At 73.7% G+C, this 17,912-nt stretch carries 14 protein-coding genes and 5 tRNA genes; 13 read left to right on the top strand and 6 right to left on the bottom strand.

The window, feature by feature from the left end; translation table 11 throughout:
* Positions 1-5 precede the first annotated feature (5 nt).
* The 8 genes from ACFYPN_RS14490 (at position 6) to ACFYPN_RS14455 (ending at position 11,383) form a co-directional block, all read left to right on the top strand.
* Positions 6-1,070: a methionine ABC transporter ATP-binding protein gene (locus ACFYPN_RS14490; protein WP_389298366.1), complete on the top strand. Its 1,065-nt coding sequence runs from the start codon at positions 6-8 to the stop codon at positions 1,068-1,070.
* Entirely contained in the window at positions 1,067-1,735 is a 669-nt protein-coding gene (locus ACFYPN_RS14485) for a methionine ABC transporter permease (RefSeq protein ID WP_358765013.1), read from the top strand. The genes ACFYPN_RS14490 and ACFYPN_RS14485 overlap by 4 nt, the downstream gene beginning before the upstream one ends.
* A gap of 285 nt (positions 1,736-2,020) precedes the next feature.
* Entirely contained in the window at positions 2,021-2,884 is an 864-nt protein-coding gene (locus ACFYPN_RS14480; protein WP_389298364.1) for a MetQ/NlpA family ABC transporter substrate-binding protein, read from the top strand.
* Between the two features lie 140 nt (positions 2,885-3,024).
* Positions 3,025-3,663: a GNAT family N-acetyltransferase gene (locus ACFYPN_RS14475; RefSeq protein ID WP_358765016.1), complete on the top strand. Its 639-nt coding sequence runs from the start codon at positions 3,025-3,027 to the stop codon at positions 3,661-3,663.
* Positions 3,664-3,806: 143 nt separating this feature from the next.
* Positions 3,807-5,123 carry a precorrin-6y C5,15-methyltransferase (decarboxylating) subunit CbiE gene (gene cbiE / locus ACFYPN_RS14470; protein WP_389298362.1) on the top strand — a complete coding sequence of 439 codons (1,317 nt, stop codon included), beginning with the start codon at positions 3,807-3,809 and terminating at the stop codon, positions 5,121-5,123.
* 334 nt (positions 5,124-5,457) lie between these two features.
* The gene (gene cobT / locus ACFYPN_RS14465) at positions 5,458-9,000 is read left to right on the top strand and encodes a nicotinate-nucleotide--dimethylbenzimidazole phosphoribosyltransferase (protein ID WP_389298360.1); all 3,543 of its coding nucleotides are present in this window, start codon (positions 5,458-5,460) and stop codon (positions 8,998-9,000) included.
* Between the two features lie 270 nt (positions 9,001-9,270).
* A complete protein-coding gene (gene cobA / locus ACFYPN_RS14460; protein WP_358765022.1) occupies positions 9,271-10,524 on the top strand; it encodes a uroporphyrinogen-III C-methyltransferase in 1,254 nt (417 codons plus the stop codon).
* A gap of 46 nt (positions 10,525-10,570) precedes the next feature.
* On the top strand, positions 10,571-11,383 hold the full coding sequence (locus ACFYPN_RS14455) for an RNA methyltransferase (RefSeq protein WP_358765024.1): 813 nt from the start codon (positions 10,571-10,573) through the stop codon (positions 11,381-11,383).
* Between the two features lie 19 nt (positions 11,384-11,402).
* Here ACFYPN_RS14455 and ACFYPN_RS14450 read toward each other — a convergent pair whose 3' ends face one another.
* The gene (locus ACFYPN_RS14450) at positions 11,403-12,836 is read right to left on the bottom strand and encodes a protein kinase (protein ID WP_389298357.1); all 1,434 of its coding nucleotides are present in this window, start codon (positions 12,834-12,836) and stop codon (positions 11,403-11,405) included.
* 605 nt (positions 12,837-13,441) lie between these two features.
* On the opposite strand from ACFYPN_RS14450, the gene ACFYPN_RS14445 reads away from it, so the two are divergent.
* The 3 genes from ACFYPN_RS14445 (at position 13,442) to ACFYPN_RS14435 (ending at position 15,224) form a co-directional block, all read left to right on the top strand.
* On the top strand, positions 13,442-13,648 hold the full coding sequence (locus tag ACFYPN_RS14445; RefSeq protein ID WP_358765028.1) for a hypothetical protein: 207 nt from the start codon (positions 13,442-13,444) through the stop codon (positions 13,646-13,648).
* Between the two features lie 247 nt (positions 13,649-13,895).
* A complete protein-coding gene (locus tag ACFYPN_RS14440; protein WP_389298355.1) occupies positions 13,896-14,858 on the top strand; it encodes a phosphotransferase in 963 nt (320 codons plus the stop codon).
* A gap of 66 nt (positions 14,859-14,924) precedes the next feature.
* Positions 14,925-15,224 carry a zf-TFIIB domain-containing protein gene (locus ACFYPN_RS14435; RefSeq protein ID WP_358765032.1) on the top strand — a complete coding sequence of 100 codons (300 nt, stop codon included), beginning with the start codon at positions 14,925-14,927 and terminating at the stop codon, positions 15,222-15,224.
* 125 nt (positions 15,225-15,349) lie between these two features.
* Here ACFYPN_RS14435 and ACFYPN_RS14430 read toward each other — a convergent pair.
* The 5 genes from ACFYPN_RS14430 to ACFYPN_RS14410 form a co-directional block, all read right to left on the bottom strand.
* A tRNA-Val gene (locus ACFYPN_RS14430) sits at positions 15,350-15,424 on the bottom strand.
* Positions 15,425-15,447: 23 nt separating this feature from the next.
* A tRNA-Val gene (locus tag ACFYPN_RS14425) sits at positions 15,448-15,519 on the bottom strand.
* A gap of 21 nt (positions 15,520-15,540) precedes the next feature.
* Positions 15,541-15,612 (bottom strand) — tRNA-Val (locus tag ACFYPN_RS14420).
* A gap of 1 nt (position 15,613) precedes the next feature.
* A tRNA-Cys gene (locus ACFYPN_RS14415) sits at positions 15,614-15,687 on the bottom strand.
* Between the two features lie 39 nt (positions 15,688-15,726).
* A tRNA-Gly gene (locus tag ACFYPN_RS14410) sits at positions 15,727-15,799 on the bottom strand.
* Between the two features lie 146 nt (positions 15,800-15,945).
* Between ACFYPN_RS14410 and ACFYPN_RS14405 the strand changes: the two genes are divergently transcribed.
* On the top strand, positions 15,946-17,067 hold the full coding sequence (locus tag ACFYPN_RS14405; protein WP_358765033.1) for a chorismate-binding protein: 1,122 nt from the start codon (positions 15,946-15,948) through the stop codon (positions 17,065-17,067).
* A complete protein-coding gene (locus ACFYPN_RS14400) occupies positions 17,064-17,906 on the top strand; it encodes a GNAT family N-acetyltransferase (protein ID WP_389298352.1) in 843 nt (280 codons plus the stop codon). Before ACFYPN_RS14405 ends, ACFYPN_RS14400 begins: the two co-directional genes overlap by 4 nt.
* Positions 17,907-17,912: the final 6 nt, after the last annotated feature.

Below are 17,912 nucleotides of genomic sequence, written 5' to 3'. Positions count from 1 at the left end.
ACCCTGTGATCACCACTTCGGGCCTCACGAAGGTCTACCAGTCGCGCGACCGTGAGGTCACCGCACTCGGCGGAGTCGATCTGCACGTCGAGGAGGGTGAGGTCTTCGGCGTCATCGGCCAGAGCGGCGCCGGCAAGTCCTCCCTCATCCGCTGCGTCAACCTGCTGGAGCGACCCACCTCCGGCACCGTGACCGTGGCCGGTCAGGACCTCACCGCCCTCGCCGGCCGGGGCCGCCGGGCGGGCAAGGAACTGCGCGAGGCGCGTAGCCGCATCGGCATGGTCTTCCAGCACTTCAACCTGCTGGCCTCGCGCACCGTCCAGGGCAACGTGGAACTCCCGCTGGAGATCCTCGGCGTGCCCGGCCGCGACCGCTCCCGCAGGGCACTCGAACTGCTCGACCTGGTCGGGCTCGGCGACAAGGCGAAGGCGTATCCCGGACAGCTCTCCGGTGGCCAGAAACAGCGCGTGGGCATCGCCCGCGCCTTGGCCGGCGACCCGAAGGTGCTGCTCTCGGACGAGGCGACCTCGGCGCTGGACCCCGAGACCACCCGGTCCATCCTCCAGTTGCTGCGCGACCTCAACCAGCAGCTCGGCCTGACCGTCCTGCTCATCACCCACGAGATGGACGTCGTCAAGACGGTCTGCGACTCCGCCGCGCTGATGCGCCGGGGCCGCGTGGTCGAGTCCGGCACGGTCGGCGAACTCCTCGCCACCCCAGGCTCCGAGCTGGCCCACGCACTCTTCCCCGTCGGCGGCGGCACCTCCGGCCCCGGCCGCACCGTCGTCGACGTCACCTTCCACGGCGACTCGGCCGGCCGACCGGTGATCTCCCAGCTCTCCCGTACGTACAACATCGACATCTCGATCCTCGGCGCGGCCATGGACACCGTGGGCGGCAACCAGATCGGCCGCATGCGCATCGAGCTGCCCGGCGGCTTCGAGGAGAACGTCGTGCCCATCGGCTTCCTGCGCGAGCAGGGGTTGCGGGCCGAGGTCGTGGACGAGGCCGCCGCCACCGCGATACCCGAGCAAGCCACCGCCCCGCTCACCGAGGAGGCCGCGAAGTGACCTGGTCCGAAATGCAGCCCCTGCTGACCCAGGGCACCGTCGACACCCTCTACATGGTCCTGTGGTCCGCGGTCGTCACCGTCGCCGTCGGTCTGCCGCTCGGAGTGCTGCTGGTCCTCACCGACAAGGGCGGACTGCTCCAGAACACCGTGGTGAACAAGATCGTCGGCGTGGTCGTCAACATCGGCCGCTCGCTGCCCTTCATCATCCTGCTGATCGCGCTGATCCCCTTCACCACCTGGGTCGTCGGCACCTTCATCGGCCCGACCGCGATGATCGTCCCGCTGGCCGTCGGCGCCATCCCCTTCTTCGCACGCCTGGTGGAGACCGCCGTCCGCGAGGTCGACCACGGACTCGTCGAGGCGGTCCAGTCGATGGGCGGCTCCATCCCCACCATCGTCCGCAAGGTCCTGCTCCCGCAGGCCCTGCCCTCGCTGATCTCGGGCGTCACCACCACCGTGATCGTGCTCATCGGATACTCCGCGATGGCCGGCGCCGTGGGCGGCGAGGGACTCGGCTCCAAGGCCGTCACCTACGGATTCCAGCGCTTCGACAACCGGTTCATGATCGTCACCGTCGTGCTGCTCATCGTCCTCGTGACCCTCGTGCAGCTCATCGGCGACCTCGCCGGACGCCTGCTCGCCCGCCGCGGCCGCACCGCCTGACGCGCCCCGGCCGCCGGCGCCCCACCACTCCGTCCCGCGTCCGCTCCGCCGCGTACGCGCGACGGCCGAGCCCGCACTCCTTGTCCGGGCAAGAGGGCTGACCCGTAACCCCCGGTGGGTGCGCGACGCCGGCTACGGCGCCTCGCGGCGTTGTCGGAGCGTCCGGATACGCCCAGTATCCGGACACTCCTCCGCCTTGCGGTGCACCGCATCCGGCGCCGCGCACCGATCCCCCGCGGATTACCGGACAGCCCACACCACCACCATCCGAAAGAGGCACTTTTCGTGCGCAAGACCATCAAGCTCTCCGCGGCAGCCGCCGCCACCGCCGCGCTCGCCCTGGGCCTCAGCGCCTGCGGTACCGACTCCGACCCGGCCGCCGGAGGCACCGGCGCGAGCGCCGACACCTCCAAGGCCCTCGTCGTGGGCGCGTCCCCGACGCCGCACGCCGACATCCTGAACTTCGTGAAGAAGAACCTCGCGGCGAAGGCCGGCCTCAAACTGGAGGTCAAGGAGTTCACGGACTACGTCCTGCCGAACACCGCCACCGAGAACGGTCAGATCGACGCCAACTTCTTCCAGCACAAGCCCTACCTGGACGACTTCAACAAGAAGAACGGCACCCACCTCGTGCCGGTCGTCGACGTCCACCTGGAGCCGCTCGGCCTCTACTCCAAGAAGGCCGACTCCGTCGCCGGCATCAAGTCCGGCCAGACGGTCGCGGTGCCCAACGACACCACCAACGAGGGCCGCGCACTCCTGCTCCTCGCCGACCAGGGCCTGATCACCCTCAAGGCCGGTGTCGGCACCGACGCCGGGCTGAGCGACATCACCGACGCCAAGGGCCTGAAGTTCAAGGAGCTGGAGGCCGCCACCGTGCCCCGCGCCCTGGACGACGTCGACGCCGCCGTCATCAACGGCAACTACGCGATCGAGGCCGGGCTCAAGCCGGCGACGGACGCGCTGGCCCTGGAGAAGGCGGCCGACAACCCGTACGCCAACGTCCTGGTCGTCAAGAAGGGCGGCGAGACCGACCCCCGCGTCGAGAAGCTCGCGAAGCTCCTCAACTCCGACGAGGTCAAGAAGTACATCGAGGACACCTACGAGGGCGCCGTCATCCCCGCCTTCGGTACCCCGGCCGCTTCCTGACCGGCGCCCCGCGCCCGCCCACGGAGCCCCGTCCCTCCCGCCGAGGAGGTGCGGGGCTCCGCCGCGCGGACCCGCCCATGCGCGGCGCGCGCCCGATACTGCATGCTGTGCCTTTACCGGTCTTCGGCATGGAGCTGCGCATGACTACCACCTTTCCGTCGATCTCGATCAGCACGGACCGACTGGTGCTGCGCCCCTACGACATGTCGGACCTCCCGGAGCTGACCGACATGATGAACGACGAGGCCGTCACCGCCTGGACGGACGGCCCGCAGCCGTACACCCGGCTCGACGGCGAGCGGTGGATCCGGCGGATCGCCCCGGGTGAGCGGACCCAGGGCCGCGGCATCGTCTTCGCCGTCCACGAGTTCCTCACGCAGCGGCTCGTGGGCTCCGTGCGGCTGCTGAACACCGACTGGCGCACCCGCTCCACCGAGGTCGTCTACGTCACCGCCCACTGGGCGCGGGGCGAGGGATACGCCACCGAGTCGGTGCTGGCGCTCGCCGAGTGGCTCTTCCGCGACCAGGCCTTCGAGCGCATCGAGTTGCGGACCCAGGCAGACAACACCGCCTCCCAGCAGGTCGCCCAGAAACTCGGCTGCATCAGCGAGGGCGTCCTGCGGAACGCCCGGATAGCGCGGACGCAGACCGAGGACGGCGAGTGGGTCGACTTCCGCACCGACCTCATCGTGTGGGGACTCCTCCCGGAGGACCTCGAGGGCGTCGCCGAGCAGCTCGCGGACGCGGGCGGCTACGGCACCTTCAACGACTGGAACTGACGGAGAGCCGCCGCCCGCCTCCCCTCCGGACCGGCCCTTGCGAGCGACCCGATAGCCTCTACCCGGATCCATCCCGCGGAGGCGGGCACCGCCCCGGCGGCGAACGCCCCCTCCCACCCCACCACTCCAGGAGACGGACGACGATGGCCGACCGCGTCACGGTGATCGGCTGGGACGGCTCACCGCTGACCAGAGCGGCCACGGCAGCACTCTCCGCCGCCACACTCGTCGCCGGAGCCGCACACCACCTCGCGCTCGCCGACGTGCCCCGCGACGCCGAGCGCATCCGCCTCGGCAGCGTGGACCTCGCCGCCCGGTGCATCGCCGGACACCGGGGGAGCGCCGTCGTCCTGGCGGACGGCGACCCCGGCTTCTTCGGAGTCGTACGCACCCTCCGCGCGCCCGAACACGGCCTGGAGGTCGAGGTCGTGCCCGCCGTCTCCTCCGTCGCCACCGCCTTCGCCCGCGCCGGGATGCCCTGGGACGACGCCCAGGTCGTCGTCGCCCACCCGAGAACCCTGCGACGTGCCGTCAACGTCTGCCGGGCCCACCACAAGGTCGCCGTCCTCACCTCACCCGGCGCCGGCCCCGCCGAACTGGCCCTGTTGCTCGAAGGCGTCCACCGCACCTTCGTGATCTGCGAGGAGCTCGGCACCGCCCGGGAGCGCGTCACCGTCCTCACCTCCGACAGGGCCGCCGACCACGACTGGCGCGACCCGAACGTCGTCATCGTCGTGGGCAGCGGCCCCACCACCGCCTCCGCCGGCTGGATCGGCGGCCGCGACCCCGCCCGCCCCGACGGCGTACGGGGCTGGGCGTTGCCCGAGGACGCCTACCGCCGCACCGGGAACGCGCCCGCCGGACACGCGGCCGCCGGATACGAACCGGCCGGACACGCGCCCGCCGCGCACGAACCGTCCGTACACGACCGGTCGTGTACGGGACAGAGCACCGAGGGCGAATCCGCCGGGATACGCGCCGCCCAACTGGCCCGCCTCGGCCCGCGTACCGGCGACCTGGTCTGGGACATCGGCTCGGGAACCGGTGCGCTGGCCGTCGAGGCGGCCCGCTTCGGCGCGGCCGTCATCGCCGTCGACCGCGACCCCGCCGCCTGCGCCCGGGCGACCGCCGCGGCCCGCTCCTTCGGCGTGGCCGTCCAGGTCGTCCAGGGCCTCGCCCCGCACGTGCTCGAACGGCTTCCCGAACCCGATGTCGTACGCATCGGCAGCGGCGGCGTTCCCGTGGCCCTCGCCGTCGCCGACCGGCGCCCCGAGCGGATCGTCACCCACGCCTCCACCCGGGACCAGGCGGAGGCCCTCGTCACCGCGCTCTCCGGCAGCGGCTACACGGTGGAGTGCGTGCTCCTCCAGTCCGTGGACCTGGACACCTCGGACTGGGAAGAACGCGAACGGTCCGTCGCGTTCCTGCTCTGCGCGGTGCGTTCGGATCTTGCCCCGTGACCAGCTCGCTACAGGGCGGAAGGTAGGCTGGCCGATTGTTGTACCGAACCGGTCGTTCGTCGCTTCGTGCGTCAATGTCCGGAAAGGGAGTCATCTAGATTCTCCCTGTGGTACGGCGCAACCGGGAACGCGCGAAGTGGCGCAGTCCACAGCGAACCGCGGCGCGACAGACCTGTCGCCGCGGCGAACGGCCGCCAGAATAGGTACGAGGTCTGCGGGCGTTTCGTGCCGCGCGGCGAGCCCGCTCGTTCTAGTTGACGAGCACCGGCGTGCCGTGACGCGGGCGTCCCGGGCGATGGGCCGAAGAAGCACTGACGATGGGCGAGGGGTACGCATGACTGACACCGGCCAGATCCCGGGCGAGGGACAGCCGGAGAACGCAGGCATGGTGGAGCAGCCGGGCGTCCTCGCCCCGGATGCCTACACCTACCTCGACCCCTCCGAGCAGGCACCCTTCGAGGACGACGTGCTGTTGATGCCCGCCGCCCAGGGTGCGTGGAGCGACCCGCAGATCGTCCCGGCGCCCGCCGAGGACGCCTTTTCGCAGTTCCCCCCGCAGAGCACCTACCCGTCCCAGGCCCAGGAGCCCGCGCCCCAGGAGCCCGTGGGCCACGACTCGGGCGCCTACGACCTCGGCGGAGTACGCATTCCGGCCCCGGCGTCCGCACCCGCCGCCGCGCACGCGATGGCCTCCGCGCCGTCCCGCCGTCCGCTGCACCGCGGCCCCTCGGTCGGCGGCCCCTCGTACGGCGGCCAGAGCGGCCTCGTGCGCTCGCTGGCCGACCGTGGCCCGGCGGGGTCCCCGCAACCCCCGGCGCCTGTCCGTGCGGTGCCCCCGGCCCCCGTGGCGCCCGAGTACCCGGCGCACACCGAGGCCCCCGTCCACACCGAGGTTCCGGCGCAGGCCGAGGTTCCCGTGCAGGCGGCCGAGGTTCCCCCGTACGCCGAGGCGCCCGTTCTCCCGGGCCCGCAGCTGGGCGAACTCCCGGAGTCGGCCGGGATCCCGCTGCAGGGCGCCGCCCCGTGGGGTGCGCCCGCGCCGGTGGCCGCCGCCGAGCAGCCCGTCGCGGACGTGGACCCGGCAGGCGAGACCCTGCCGCCCGAGCCCGCCTTCCACGAAGCCGCGCCCGCCGAGACCCCTTCGCCCGAGACCCCTTCGCCCGAGGCCGTGTCGGCCGAAGCCGCCTCGGCCGGGATCGTTCCCGTCGGCGCGGACCCGACGGCGACCGCCCCGGCGGACTCCGTACCGGCCCAGGCGCTCCCGCTGCCCGCACCGGAAGCCGCGGCCGCACCCGAGGCGGCGCCGGGGTTCGAACCGGCCGCCCCCGCCCAGGAGTTCGCGACGGGTCGCGCCCTCGCGGAGCTGCCGACAGAGGTAGCGGCAGAAGCTCCGGCGGAGGTCCCGGTGACCGAGACCGACCCGGTGATCGCCCCGGCGGGGACGGCGGTCCCCGAAGCGGGCGAAACCTTCGCTCCGGCGCCCGTCTTCGCGCCCGAGGCGACCCAGGAGCCGTACTTCCCCGTGCAGGGCTCGGTGCCCGCCACCGGGTTCACCGCGGCTCCGCTGCCCGAGCAGGTCCAGGCGCCCGCTGGGGCCGCCGCCCCCGAGGCGCTTGGCCCCGCGGAGCAGGCATTCCCCGAGGCCGCCGTCGAGGAGCCCGCCGCCGATCCGCTCCAGGTCACGGGGCCGGCGGCGCTCTCCGAGCCCGTCGCTCACGACGCCGTACCGGCCGCCTTCGCCCAGGACGCCGTACCGGCCGCCTTCGCCCAGGAGGCCGGCGCGGTGGACGGGGGAGTCGTGGAGTTCGCCGCGCCGCAGGCCGCCGGAGCGCCCTGGGCCGTCGAGACCCCCGCCGCCGGACAGGACGACGGGCCGCAGTACACGGAACCGGCACAGCAGGACGTGCGACAGGAGCAGCTCCCCCCCGCCGAGGCTCCGGAAGCCCCGGCCGTCGAAGCCCCGGCCGTCGAGGTCGAACCGGACGGTCCGGCCGGACCCGTGGCGCCCGCCGACGGGACCGCACCTGACGGGACCGCACCCGACGGGACCGCACCCGTCGACACCGCACCCGCCGAGACGGTGGCCCTGCCCGGCGCCGAGGTGCCGGAGACCGAGTACGCAGCCGCCCCCGAGGAGCCGGCGACCGACCCGGCCCCCGGCTACGACGAGGCGGAGCGCGAGGCCGTGCTGCGGGTCATGCGCGAGCGCCGTGACATCCGCAACGGCTTCCGCAGCGACCCCATCCCGCACGAGGTCCTGCTCCGCGTGCTGGAAGCCGCCCACCACGCCCCCAGCGTCGGGCACTCGCAGCCCTGGGACTTCGTGGTCATCCGCTCGGCGGAGACCCGGCGTTCCATGCACGAGCTCGCCCAGCGCCAGCGCGACGCCTACGCCAAATCGCTCCCGAAGGGCCGCGCCAAGCAGTTCCGGGAGATGAAGATCGAGGCCATCCTCGACACCCCCGTGAACATCGTCGTCACCGCCGACCCCACCCGCGGCGGACGGCACACGCTCGGCCGCCACACGCAGCCGCAGATGGCCCCGTACTCCTCCGCGCTCGCCGTGGAGAACCTGTGGCTCGCCGCCCGCGCCGAGGGTCTCGGCGTCGGATGGGTCAGCTTCTTCGACGAGCGCGAGATGGTCCGCGCCCTCGGCCTCCCCGAGCACCTCGAAATCGTCGCGTACCTCTGCGTCGGGTACGTCGACGAGTTCCCCGACGAACCCGAACTGATGCAGGCCGGCTGGTCCAAGCGCCGCCCGCTCTCCTGGGTCGTCCACGAGGAGACGTACGGTCGCCGGGCGCTCCCCGGCGAGGAGCCGCACGACCTGCTCCAGGAGACCATCGCCAACATCCGCCCGCTGGACGCCAAGGCGCTCGGCGAGGCATGGGAACGCCAGAAGCGGATGACCACCCCCGCAGGTGCGCTCGGCATGCTGGAGATCATCTCGGCGCAGCTCTCCGGACTCTCCCGGATGTGCCCGCCGCCGGTCCCGGAGCCCGCGGCCGTCGCGATCTTCGCCGGCGACCACGGCGTGCACGCCCAAGGGGTGACCTCCTGGCCCCAGGAGGTCACCGGGCAGATGGTGGCCAACTTCCTGGCCGGCGGCGCCGTCTGCAACGCCTTCGCGAGCCAGGTCGGCGCCGAGGTCTGCGTGGTGGACGTCGGGGTCGCCACCGAACTCCCCGCCACCCCGGGCCTGTTGCCCCGGAAGGTGCGGCCCGGCACCGCGGACTTCACCACCGGTCCGGCGATGAGCCGCGAGGACGTCCTCGCCGCGATCGAGGTCGGCATCGAGACGGCCCGCGACCTCGTCGCCGCAGGCAACAAGGGCCTCCTCATCGGCGAGATGGGCATCGCCAACACCACGGCGTCGGCCGCCCTCATCTGCGTCTACACCGGTGCCGACCCCTCCGAGGTCACCGGGCGGGGCACCGGCATCAACGACGAGATGCACGCCCGCAAGATCGACGTGGTCCGTCGTGCCCTGGAACTGCACCAGCCCGACCCGGCCGACCCGATCGGTGTGCTCGCGGCCGTCGGCGGCCTGGAGCACGCGGCCATGGCCGGCTACCTCCTGGGGGGCGCCTCGCTGCGCACCCCGGTCATCCTGGACGGCGTGAGCGCCGGCGCCGCAGCCCTTGTCGCCCGCGCGATCGCCCCCGAGGCACTCGCCGCCTGCATCGCGGGCCACCGCAGCGCGGAGCCCGGCCACGTGGCCGCGCTCAACAAGCTCGGCCTGCGTCCGCTGATCGACCTCGACCTCCGCCTCGGCGAGGGCACGGGCGCCCTGCTCGCGCTCCCGATCGTGCAGAGCGCCGCGCGTGCCATGAACGAGGTGGCGACGTTCGACTCGGCGGGCGTCACGGAGAAGTAGTACGGGACAGCCCCGAGGCCGTCCCCGTCCCCGGCCGGGCCCCGCGCCCGCCCGGGGACGGGGACGTGCTCCCCGGGGCCCTGCCCCCGGGCGGCCCCACCCCGTATGGTGGTCCCCGCCCCACCTGCTGAACCCGCACGTCACAGCCGCTCCAGAGCCGCAGCGGCAGCCCCGTCCGCCGCCGCCGCGTCCCGTACGCCGGACCGGACTCCCCGTACGGCGCCCCACCGCGCCGCACGCACCGTTCCCTGCCGAGGAGCCAGCACCGCCATGGCCGAGCACGTCGATCACCCCGCGTACCCCGTCGGACTGCGCCTGAACGGGCGCCGCGTCGTCGTCGTCGGCGGCGGCCAGGTCGCGCAGCGCCGCCTCCCCGCACTCATCGCGACCGGCGCCGACATCACCCTCGTCTCGCCGTCGGCCACCCCCTCCGTCGAGGCGATGGCCGACGCCGGGGAGATCCGCTGGGAACGCCGCCGGTACGCGGACGGCGACCTCGCCGACACCTGGTACGCCCTCGTCGCCAGCAGCGACCCCGCGGCCAACGCCGCCGCGTCCGCCGAGGCCGAGCGCACCCGGACCTGGTGCGTCCGCAGCGACGACGCCGAGGCGGCCACCGCCTGGACCCCCGCCACCGGCCGCAGCGAGAACGTCACGGTCGCGGTGCTCACCACCACCTCCCGGGGCCGCGACCCGCGCCACTCCGCAGCCGTGCGCGACGCCATCGTCGAGGGACTCCGCGACGGCACCCTCGCCGCCCCGCACCACCGCACCCACACCCCGGGCGTCTGGCTCGTCGGCGGCGGACCCGGCGACCCCGACCTGATCACCGTGCGGGGGCGCCGGCTGCTCGCCGCTGCCGACGTCGTCATCGCCGACCGGCTCGGCCCCCGCGACCTCCTGGACGAACTGCCCCCGCACGTCGAGGTCATCGACGCCGCGAAGATCCCCTACGGCCGTTTCATGGCGCAGGAGGCGATCAACCGGGCGCTCATAGAACACGCGAAGGCGGGCAAGGCCGTCGTCCGGCTCAAGGGCGGCGACCCGTTCGTCTTCGGCCGCGGCATGGAAGAGGCCCAGGCGCTCGCCGCCGAAGGCATCCCGTGCACCGTCGTCCCCGGCATCTCCAGCTCCATCTCCGTGCCCGGTGCCGCCGGAATCCCCGTCACCCACCGGGGCGTCGCGCACGAGTTCACCGTCGTCAGCGGGCACGTCGCCCCCGAGGACCCCCGTTCCCTCGTCGACTGGGCGGCCCTCGCCCGGCTGCGCGGGACCCTCGTCCTCCTCATGGCCGTCGACAAGATCGGCGCCATCGCGGAGGCCCTCATCGCCCACGGCAAGGACCCCGCCACCCCGGTCGCCCTCGTCCAGGAGGGCACCACCGCCGCGCAGCGCCGCGTCGACGCGACACTCGCCACCGTCGGCGAGCGGGCCGTGACCGAGGACGTACGGCCACCGGCCGTCATCGTCATCGGTGAGGTCGTCGCCGTAGGACCCGACGCCCTCGCGACCCCCACCGCGTAACCGACGGTCCCACCGTCGCCCCCACTCCGGACGAGGCAGCACTCCTGTGGCAGAGATCATCACCGTCGAGGACCCCGACGACCCGCGCCTGCACGACTACACGGGCCTCACCGACGTCGAACTGCGCCGCAGGCGCGAACCCGAGGAGGGCCTCTTCATCGCCGAGGGCGAGAAGGTGATCCGCCGCGCCGGGCAGGCCGGGTACGCGATGCGCTCCATGCTGCTCACCCCCAAGTGGACCGAGGTGATGGGCGATGTCATCGAGGCGGCCGAGTCACCGGTGTACGTGGTCACCCCTGAACTCGCCGAGCGGGTCACGGGGTACCACGTGCACCGCGGTGCCCTCGCCTCCATGCGGCGCGAGCCGCTGCCGGACGCCGCCGGGCTGCTGGCCGGGGCCCGCCGGGTCGCCGTCTTCGAGGACATCGTCGACCACGCCAACATCGGGGCCGCCTTCCGCAACGCGGCGGCTCTCGGCGTAGACACGGTGCTGCTCACCCCGCGCTGCGCCGACCCCTTCTACCGGCGAGCGGTGAAGGTCTCCATGGGCGGTGTCTTCCAGGTGCCGTGGACCCGGCTGGAATCCTGGCCCGAGGACGTCGGGGTGCTGCACGCGGCGGGTTTCACGGTTGCCGCCCTCTGCCTCAGCGAACGGGCGATCACCCTGGACGAGCTCGCCGCGCGGAAGGACGAACGGCTCGCCCTCGTCTTCGGTACGGAGGGGGCGGGCCTCACCCCCAGGACACTCGCCGCGGTCGACGACCACGTCCGTATCCCGATGGACGCGGGCGTCGACTCGCTCAACGTGGCCGCCGCCTCCGCCGTCGCCTTCTACGCGACCCGGCCCCGCCACCCCTGACCGCTGCCCGGCGTCGAGGTCAGGGCAGCTGCTTGACCGGCAGCCCGCCGGGGCGGCCGTCGGGGTCATCTGCCGACCGCTCGTCCGACGGCGGTCCGCTCCACTGCTGCGCAGGTGTTCCGCCGAGTCCGCGCGCCGGTCCCTGGCAGCCCTGCGCGGCCGCGATACCGAGTGCCACCAGCAGCGTCACCACCACGAAGACGAACAGGCGCTGCCGCAGCAGCCGGGGGTTCGCGGGCCGCCGCCCGGTCCCGGTCGGCCGGGCCCCGGGACGGGTGCCCGGCCTGCCGTTGGTGCCGCTCGTGCTGCTGGTGGGGCGTGGCCGCTTGCCCGGCCGGACCGCACCGCGCGCCGGCCGGGGCCGCACGGCTCCGGGCCGGGGCGAAGCCGCACCCTGGCGCGAGGCGAAGCCCGCCGACGGCGCGGACGACGCCGTGTTCCCGGAGGCCCCCGACGAACCGGCCGAGGGCGCGGAGGCCGGCGCGGGACGACGGCCCTGCGGCGAACGTCCGGTGGAAGGTCCCTCGTGCCTGCGCGTCTGCTGCTCGGTGTACGGGCCGTCGAGCCGCCCGGTGGGCCGGTCGGCCTCGTGCGCGGAACGCTGGACGGGCGGACGGCTCTCGTGCAGCCCCTGTGCCTCGCGCGCCGCGATCTCCTTGAGCCGCATCGACAGCTGCAGGGTGCTCGGCCGCTCCTCGGGGTCCTTCGCCAGACAGGCCCGCACCAGCGGAGCGAGCGCGTCGTGCACGTCGGCGAGGTGCGGCTCCTCGTGCACCACCCGGTACAGCATCACCTCGGAACTGCCGTGCCCGAAGGGGGAGTCCGCCGTCGCCGCGTACGCGAGGGTGGCGCCCAGCGAGAAGACGTCCGTCGCGGGCGTCACCGCCGCCCCGCGCACCTGTTCCGGCGCGAGGAACCCGGGCGACCCGACCGCCGTACCGACGTGGGTGAGCGTGCTCGCCCCGGTCGCCCACGCGATGCCGAAGTCGATGATCCGGGGGCCCTTGGGGGAGAGCAGGATGTTCGACGGCTTGAGGTCCCGGTGCACCACCCCGGCCTCGTGGACCGCGACCAGACCCTCGGAGAGCGCGGCCCCGATCGAGGCCACCTCCGAGGCGGAGAGCGGGCCCTCCTCGGCGACCTTGTCGTGCAGCGAGGGACCCGGTACGTACTGCGTGGCGAACCACGGTCGTTCCGCGTCCAGATCCGCGGCCACCAGCCGGGCCGTGCAGCCGCCGCGGATGCGCCGCGCGGCGGACACCTCGCGCGCGAACCGGGACCGGAACTCCTGATCCTCCGCCAGGTCGGGCCGGATCACCTTGAGGGCGACGCGCTGCCCCCGCCGGTCCGAACCCAGGTAGACGACACCCATCCCGCCGGCCCCGAGCCGCCGGTGCAGCCGGAACGAGCCGACGAGACGCGGGTCCTCGCGCCGGAGCCGCATCATCGCCATCGTCTGCCCATCCCCGCTGCCTGATCCGCCTGACGGGCACAGCTTACGTACCCGGCGCCCGGCGCGCTCAGAGGCCGCGCCTTCACCCGGGATTCGGTTGCCCGTACCGAACCGGACGTGTGAAGAACGGTCAGCAGTGCGCCGATCCGGGCGATTCCCTCCCCGTCCCTCCCCAAAGGGGCATCGGTGCACGGGGATTGACGACGCGCCACCGCTCACCGGCCGGCCGGGCGCCCTTCCCGGACCGTCCGGCCGGCCCATCGGGAGCACCGGTGCCCGCCTCCCAGCCGCCGGGGGAGCGGGGTCCTGGCGGGAGGCGGCGTGAGTGATGTCACCCGTTCCGCCGCGTGTCCGCCGGACACCGCCCGCGACCGCGGCCTCCCCGCCGCTCCGGCCCACGGCCCGGCCGGCTCCACCCCCGTGCACCCCGTCTCCACCCAGGGGAGTACTCCGGCCACCCAGGGCTCATCCTCCCGGAGGCCCGCCGATCGGTACGCGGGCATGACGCCCGTACGGCCCGGTCTCCCTAGGCTGGGAACGAACGGGGGCGGAACCCTCCCGGCCGGGACCGGCCGCCGGCGTTCACCTCGGTCAGGAGAGGAACCATGTCGGACACGGCCACGCGGACCACGCTCCGCACGCAGGGACGCAAGGCGTACGGAGCGTTCGGCGGCCGCCGGTCCGGCACCCGCCACCCGCTGGTGGCCGCGGCCATGGTCCTCCCGCTGGCGGCACTGCTGGTGGTCGCCTTCGGCGGCTGGGAATCAGTGGTCACACAGGCGTCGTCCGTGGGCGTGATGATGGGGCGCTGAGTGGCGCCCCACCGGTCCGGAAGAGCGGTCCGGACCGGAACATCCGGCCGACAGCCCCGTGGGGACGGGGGGAAGGCGGACGACAGCGTTTGTCCGGCCGGCTGGGGAGCCGGCCGGACATCGCGCTTCCCGGCCGGTGTCCGGCCATGAGCCGTCGGACTCCGCCCGGGCCGCCGCAGGGCCCGGCCGACCGTCCGCCGGGCACCACCTAACCTGGGGCTCCGCCACCACTTCCGTCGGGGGACCCTTGAACAGCGCCGATGTCGTACGCACAGTCGGCGCCCTGGCCCACGCCGCCGCCCACCCCGCCTCCGGTACCGACTGCACCTGTACGCCGCCCGTGGTGCTCGCCGACCGGCCGGACGGCACAGTCGTCCGCAGCGGCACCGTCGTCGCCAAGGCCCACGCCCCCGGTACCGGCGGCCCGGACTTCGCCGAGCGGCTCGCCCTGGCCGCCGCGCCCGCGCTCTCCGGTGTGCTGCTGCCGCCCCTCCCCGCGCCGCACCCGCTGCCGAGCGTGGACGGACGCCCCGTCACCCTCTGGCCGTACGGCGACCCCGTGGACCCCGACGACCACGAGGCCGCCCCGTGGGAGGAGGCGGCCGTCCTTCTCGCGCGCCTCCACCGCACCGCGCCCCCGGCGTCGCTCCCGGCGATGCGGGGACCCGCCAAGGCGGCGCTCGCCGTCGCCCGGCTGCGGGCGGCGCCCTCGGCCGGCCCCGCTCGCGGCGCGGTCCTCGCCGCCTGGGCGGCGCTGCCGGGGTGGGCCCGTGACGAGGCGCCGGCTCCGGCGCCCCGTGCGGGATTCCTCTGCCACGGCGACCTCCACCTCGGCCAGCTCGTCCGCCACCCGGCCCCGCACGGACCCTGGCTGCTGATCGACCTCGACGACGCGGGGACGGGCGACGCCACCTGGGACCTCGCGCGGCCCGCAGCCTGGTACGCCGCCGGGCTGCTGCCCGGGACGGTCTGGACGCGATTCCTGGACGCCTACCGCGCGGCGGACGGCCCGGCGGTCGCGGCCACGGGCGACCCGTGGCCCGGACTCGACGTGGCCGCCCGTGCCCTCACGGTGCAGACCGCCGCCCTCGCCCTCGCCAAAGCGGCGGAGCAGGGCAGGGAACCCGACGAGGTCGAGCGGCTGATGACCGACGCGTGCGCCCGTATCGCCTCGCTCCCGCCCGAGTTGGCGCCACCCCGCACGTCGTAGGGTGAACCGACCGCCGGCGGGCAGAGATTCCGGTGGCGGACCACCGAACGGCGAGGAGCCGAACCGATGATGCAGTGTCCCAAGTGCCACGCGCAGATGCACACGTACAACCGAAACGGTGTCCAGATCGAGCAGTGCAGCGGCTGCCGGGGGATATTCCTGGACTTCGGCGAGCTGGAGGCCCTGACGCGGCTGGAGTCGCAGTGGGGGCAGCAGGCGCCGGCCGCGCCGCCGGCCCCGCAGGCGTACCCGGCCGCAGGCCCCGCGTGGGGCGCCCCGCAGCACGGCGCCCCGCAGCACGGCGGCGGCCACTACGACCACCACCACCGCCAGAAGAGCTTCGGCCGGATGCTCTTCTCCTCCTGAGCCGGCGCAGCCGCCCGCCGGTCACACGCCGGGCGGCACCCCCGGCCCAGCGGCTTCCGGCACTCTCCGGGACGCGGCACGGGCACGACAAAAGCCCCGGTCGTGGAGACGACCGGGGCTTTCGGTGGTGCGCGATACTGGGATTGAACCAGTGACCTCTTCCGTGTCAGGGAAGCGCTCTCCCGCTGAGCTAATCGCGCAGGACGAACCTGCGTGTGCTGCGTGCGCGATACTGGGATTGAACCAGTGACCTCTTCCGTGTCAGGGAAGCGCTCTCCCGCTGAGCTAATCGCGCGGGAAGATCCGTACGGACCAGTGGACGATACTGGGATTGAACCAGTGACCTCTTCCGTGTCAGGGAAGCGCTCTCCCGCTGAGCTAATCGTCCTTGGAGGTGGAGACGGGATTTGAACCCGTGTAGACGGCTTTGCAGGCCGTTGCCTCGCCTCTCGGCCACTCCACCAGAAACAGGGGTTCGGGAAGAATCCCCCATTTTCCTGCGAGCGGACGACCAGGTTCGAACTGGCGACCTCAACCTTGGCAAGGTTGCGCTCTACCAACTGAGCTACGTCCGCTTGTCTTTCCCGGCCCGCTTGCGCGTCCCGGCGACGTGTTGAACTCTAGCGGATTCCTGGGCCAGCACAAAAACGCGTTTGCGCAGCGTGCTGCGGCCACCTCGCTCCAGGAGGGTCCGAGAGGCCTCCGGCCTACACTCGACCGCGTGTCCGACATTGCCCCCATGGCCCGCTTCGGCGGCCTCGTCGCCTCCGGTCTGCGGGACGTGACCAGCGATCCCGCGGCCCTCGACTCCGCCGGCTTCTGGGCCGTCTCCGCCGACTTCGAGGGGCGTGTCGTGTGCGCGCGCTTCTCCTCCGTACGCGAGGAGCCGGTGCCCCCGCCCGTGCCCGGAGCCTGGCGGGGCCCCGGCCCGGGGGAGTGGACCTCGTCCCTGGACCGCGAGGCGTACGAGGACGCCGTACGCCGGATCCGCGCGCACATCGCGTCCGGCGGGGTCTACCAGGCGAACCTCTGCCGGGTGCTCTCCGCGCCCCTGCCCGAGCCGGACCGCGCCGACGTGGACGCGCTGACGGCCCTGCTCGCGCGCGGCAATCCGGCCCCCTACGCCGGCACGCTCCGGCTGCCCGGCCACGGGGTCGAGATCGCGACCGCCTCCCCGGAGCTGTTCCTCTCGCGCGAGGGACGGACCGTCGGGTCCGGGCCGATCAAGGGGACCGGACGGACCGAGGCGGACCTGCTGGAGAAGGACCACGCGGAGAACGTGATGATCGTCGACCTGGTCCGCAACGACCTGGGCCGCGTCTGCGCCACCGGCACCGTGCACGTCCCCGACCTCTGCGTGGTGGAGAAGCACCCCGGCCTGGTCCACCTCGTCTCCACCGTGCGGGGGGAACTCGGCGACGGTGCGGGGTGGCCCGAACTGTTCGGCGCCGCCTTTCCGCCCGGCTCGGTGAGCGGGGCGCCCAAGTCCAGTGCGCTGCGGATCATCGAGGAACTGGAGACCGCCCCGCGCGGCCCCTACTGCGGCGCGGTCGGCTGGGTCGACGCCGACCGGTCGACGGCGGAGCTGGCGGTCGGCATACGCACCTTCTGGATCGACCGCACCGGACCCGTTCCGCGCCTGTGCTTCGGCACCGGGGCGGGCATCACCTGGGGCTCGGACCCCGCCCGGGAGTGGGACGAGACCGAGCTGAAGGCCTCGCGGCTGCTGGCGGTGGCGTCCGGAGCCGGGCCCACCGCCCAGGGGGCCGCGGGAGGTCGCGGGCCCGCTTCCGCGTACGGGGGTGACCGGGAGCCCTCCGGGCCGGTAGAACGGGTCCGGTGACCACGACCCTGCGGCCGATCGGGCCGACCCAGCAGAGCGCCGACGGCGCACGGACCCGTACGTACGACGTGTGCGACAACGGGCGCCCCGTCGGTACCGTCACCCTCGCCACGGATCCCGCCTTCGGCCCGGCCACCGGCGTGCTCAGCGGTCTCCGCGTGGCCGTGCACCGCCGTCGCCGGGGGCGGGCGATCATCGCCTCCCTCGCCGCCGAGGAGGTGCTGCGGGAGTGGGGGTGCGTGGAGGTGCGCGCCGAGGTGCCGGCCGGGAACGAACCGGCGCTGGGGCTCGCCGCCGTACTCGGCTACACCGAACGCAGCAGGAACATGGAGAAGGCGACCCCCGCGCGGGCCGTCGCACCGCCGCCCGGCCTCGTGGGGCGGCCGATGACCGGGGCGGAGTTCGTACCGTGGCTGGCCACCCGCTACGAGGAGTACGCGCGGGAATGGGCGGAGCGCGGTGTCCCCGAGGAGCAGGCCCGCCACAAGTCGGAGACCGACCACGCCCAGCTCCTGCCGCAGGGCCTGGCCACCCCGGGCACGTACATCGACGTCCTCGAGCGGGAGGAGGACGGCCTCGCCGCGGGCCACGTCTGGGTCTCCGGACGCCCCACCGCGACCGGTGAGGTGATCGGGCACGTCTTCTACGTCGAAGTGGACCCGGAGTTCCGGGGACGGGGGTACGGCCGCGCCCTCATGGGGCTCGCCGAGAACATGGCGCTGAGCGCCGGCTTCGACCGGATCGGTCTGCACGTCTTCACGTCGAACACCCCGGCCCGGCGGCTCTACGAGTCGCTGGGGTACGAGCCCACCTCCCACAACCTGGTGAAGGCGCTGTAGGCGATG

It is taken from the genome of Streptomyces sp. NPDC005576 (genome assembly GCF_042871745.1).
In the GTDB taxonomy this organism is placed as follows: domain Bacteria; phylum Actinomycetota; class Actinomycetes; order Streptomycetales; family Streptomycetaceae; genus Streptomyces.
Note: the sequence above shows the minus strand (reverse complement) of the source record. Positions and strands in the feature narration are given on the sequence as shown.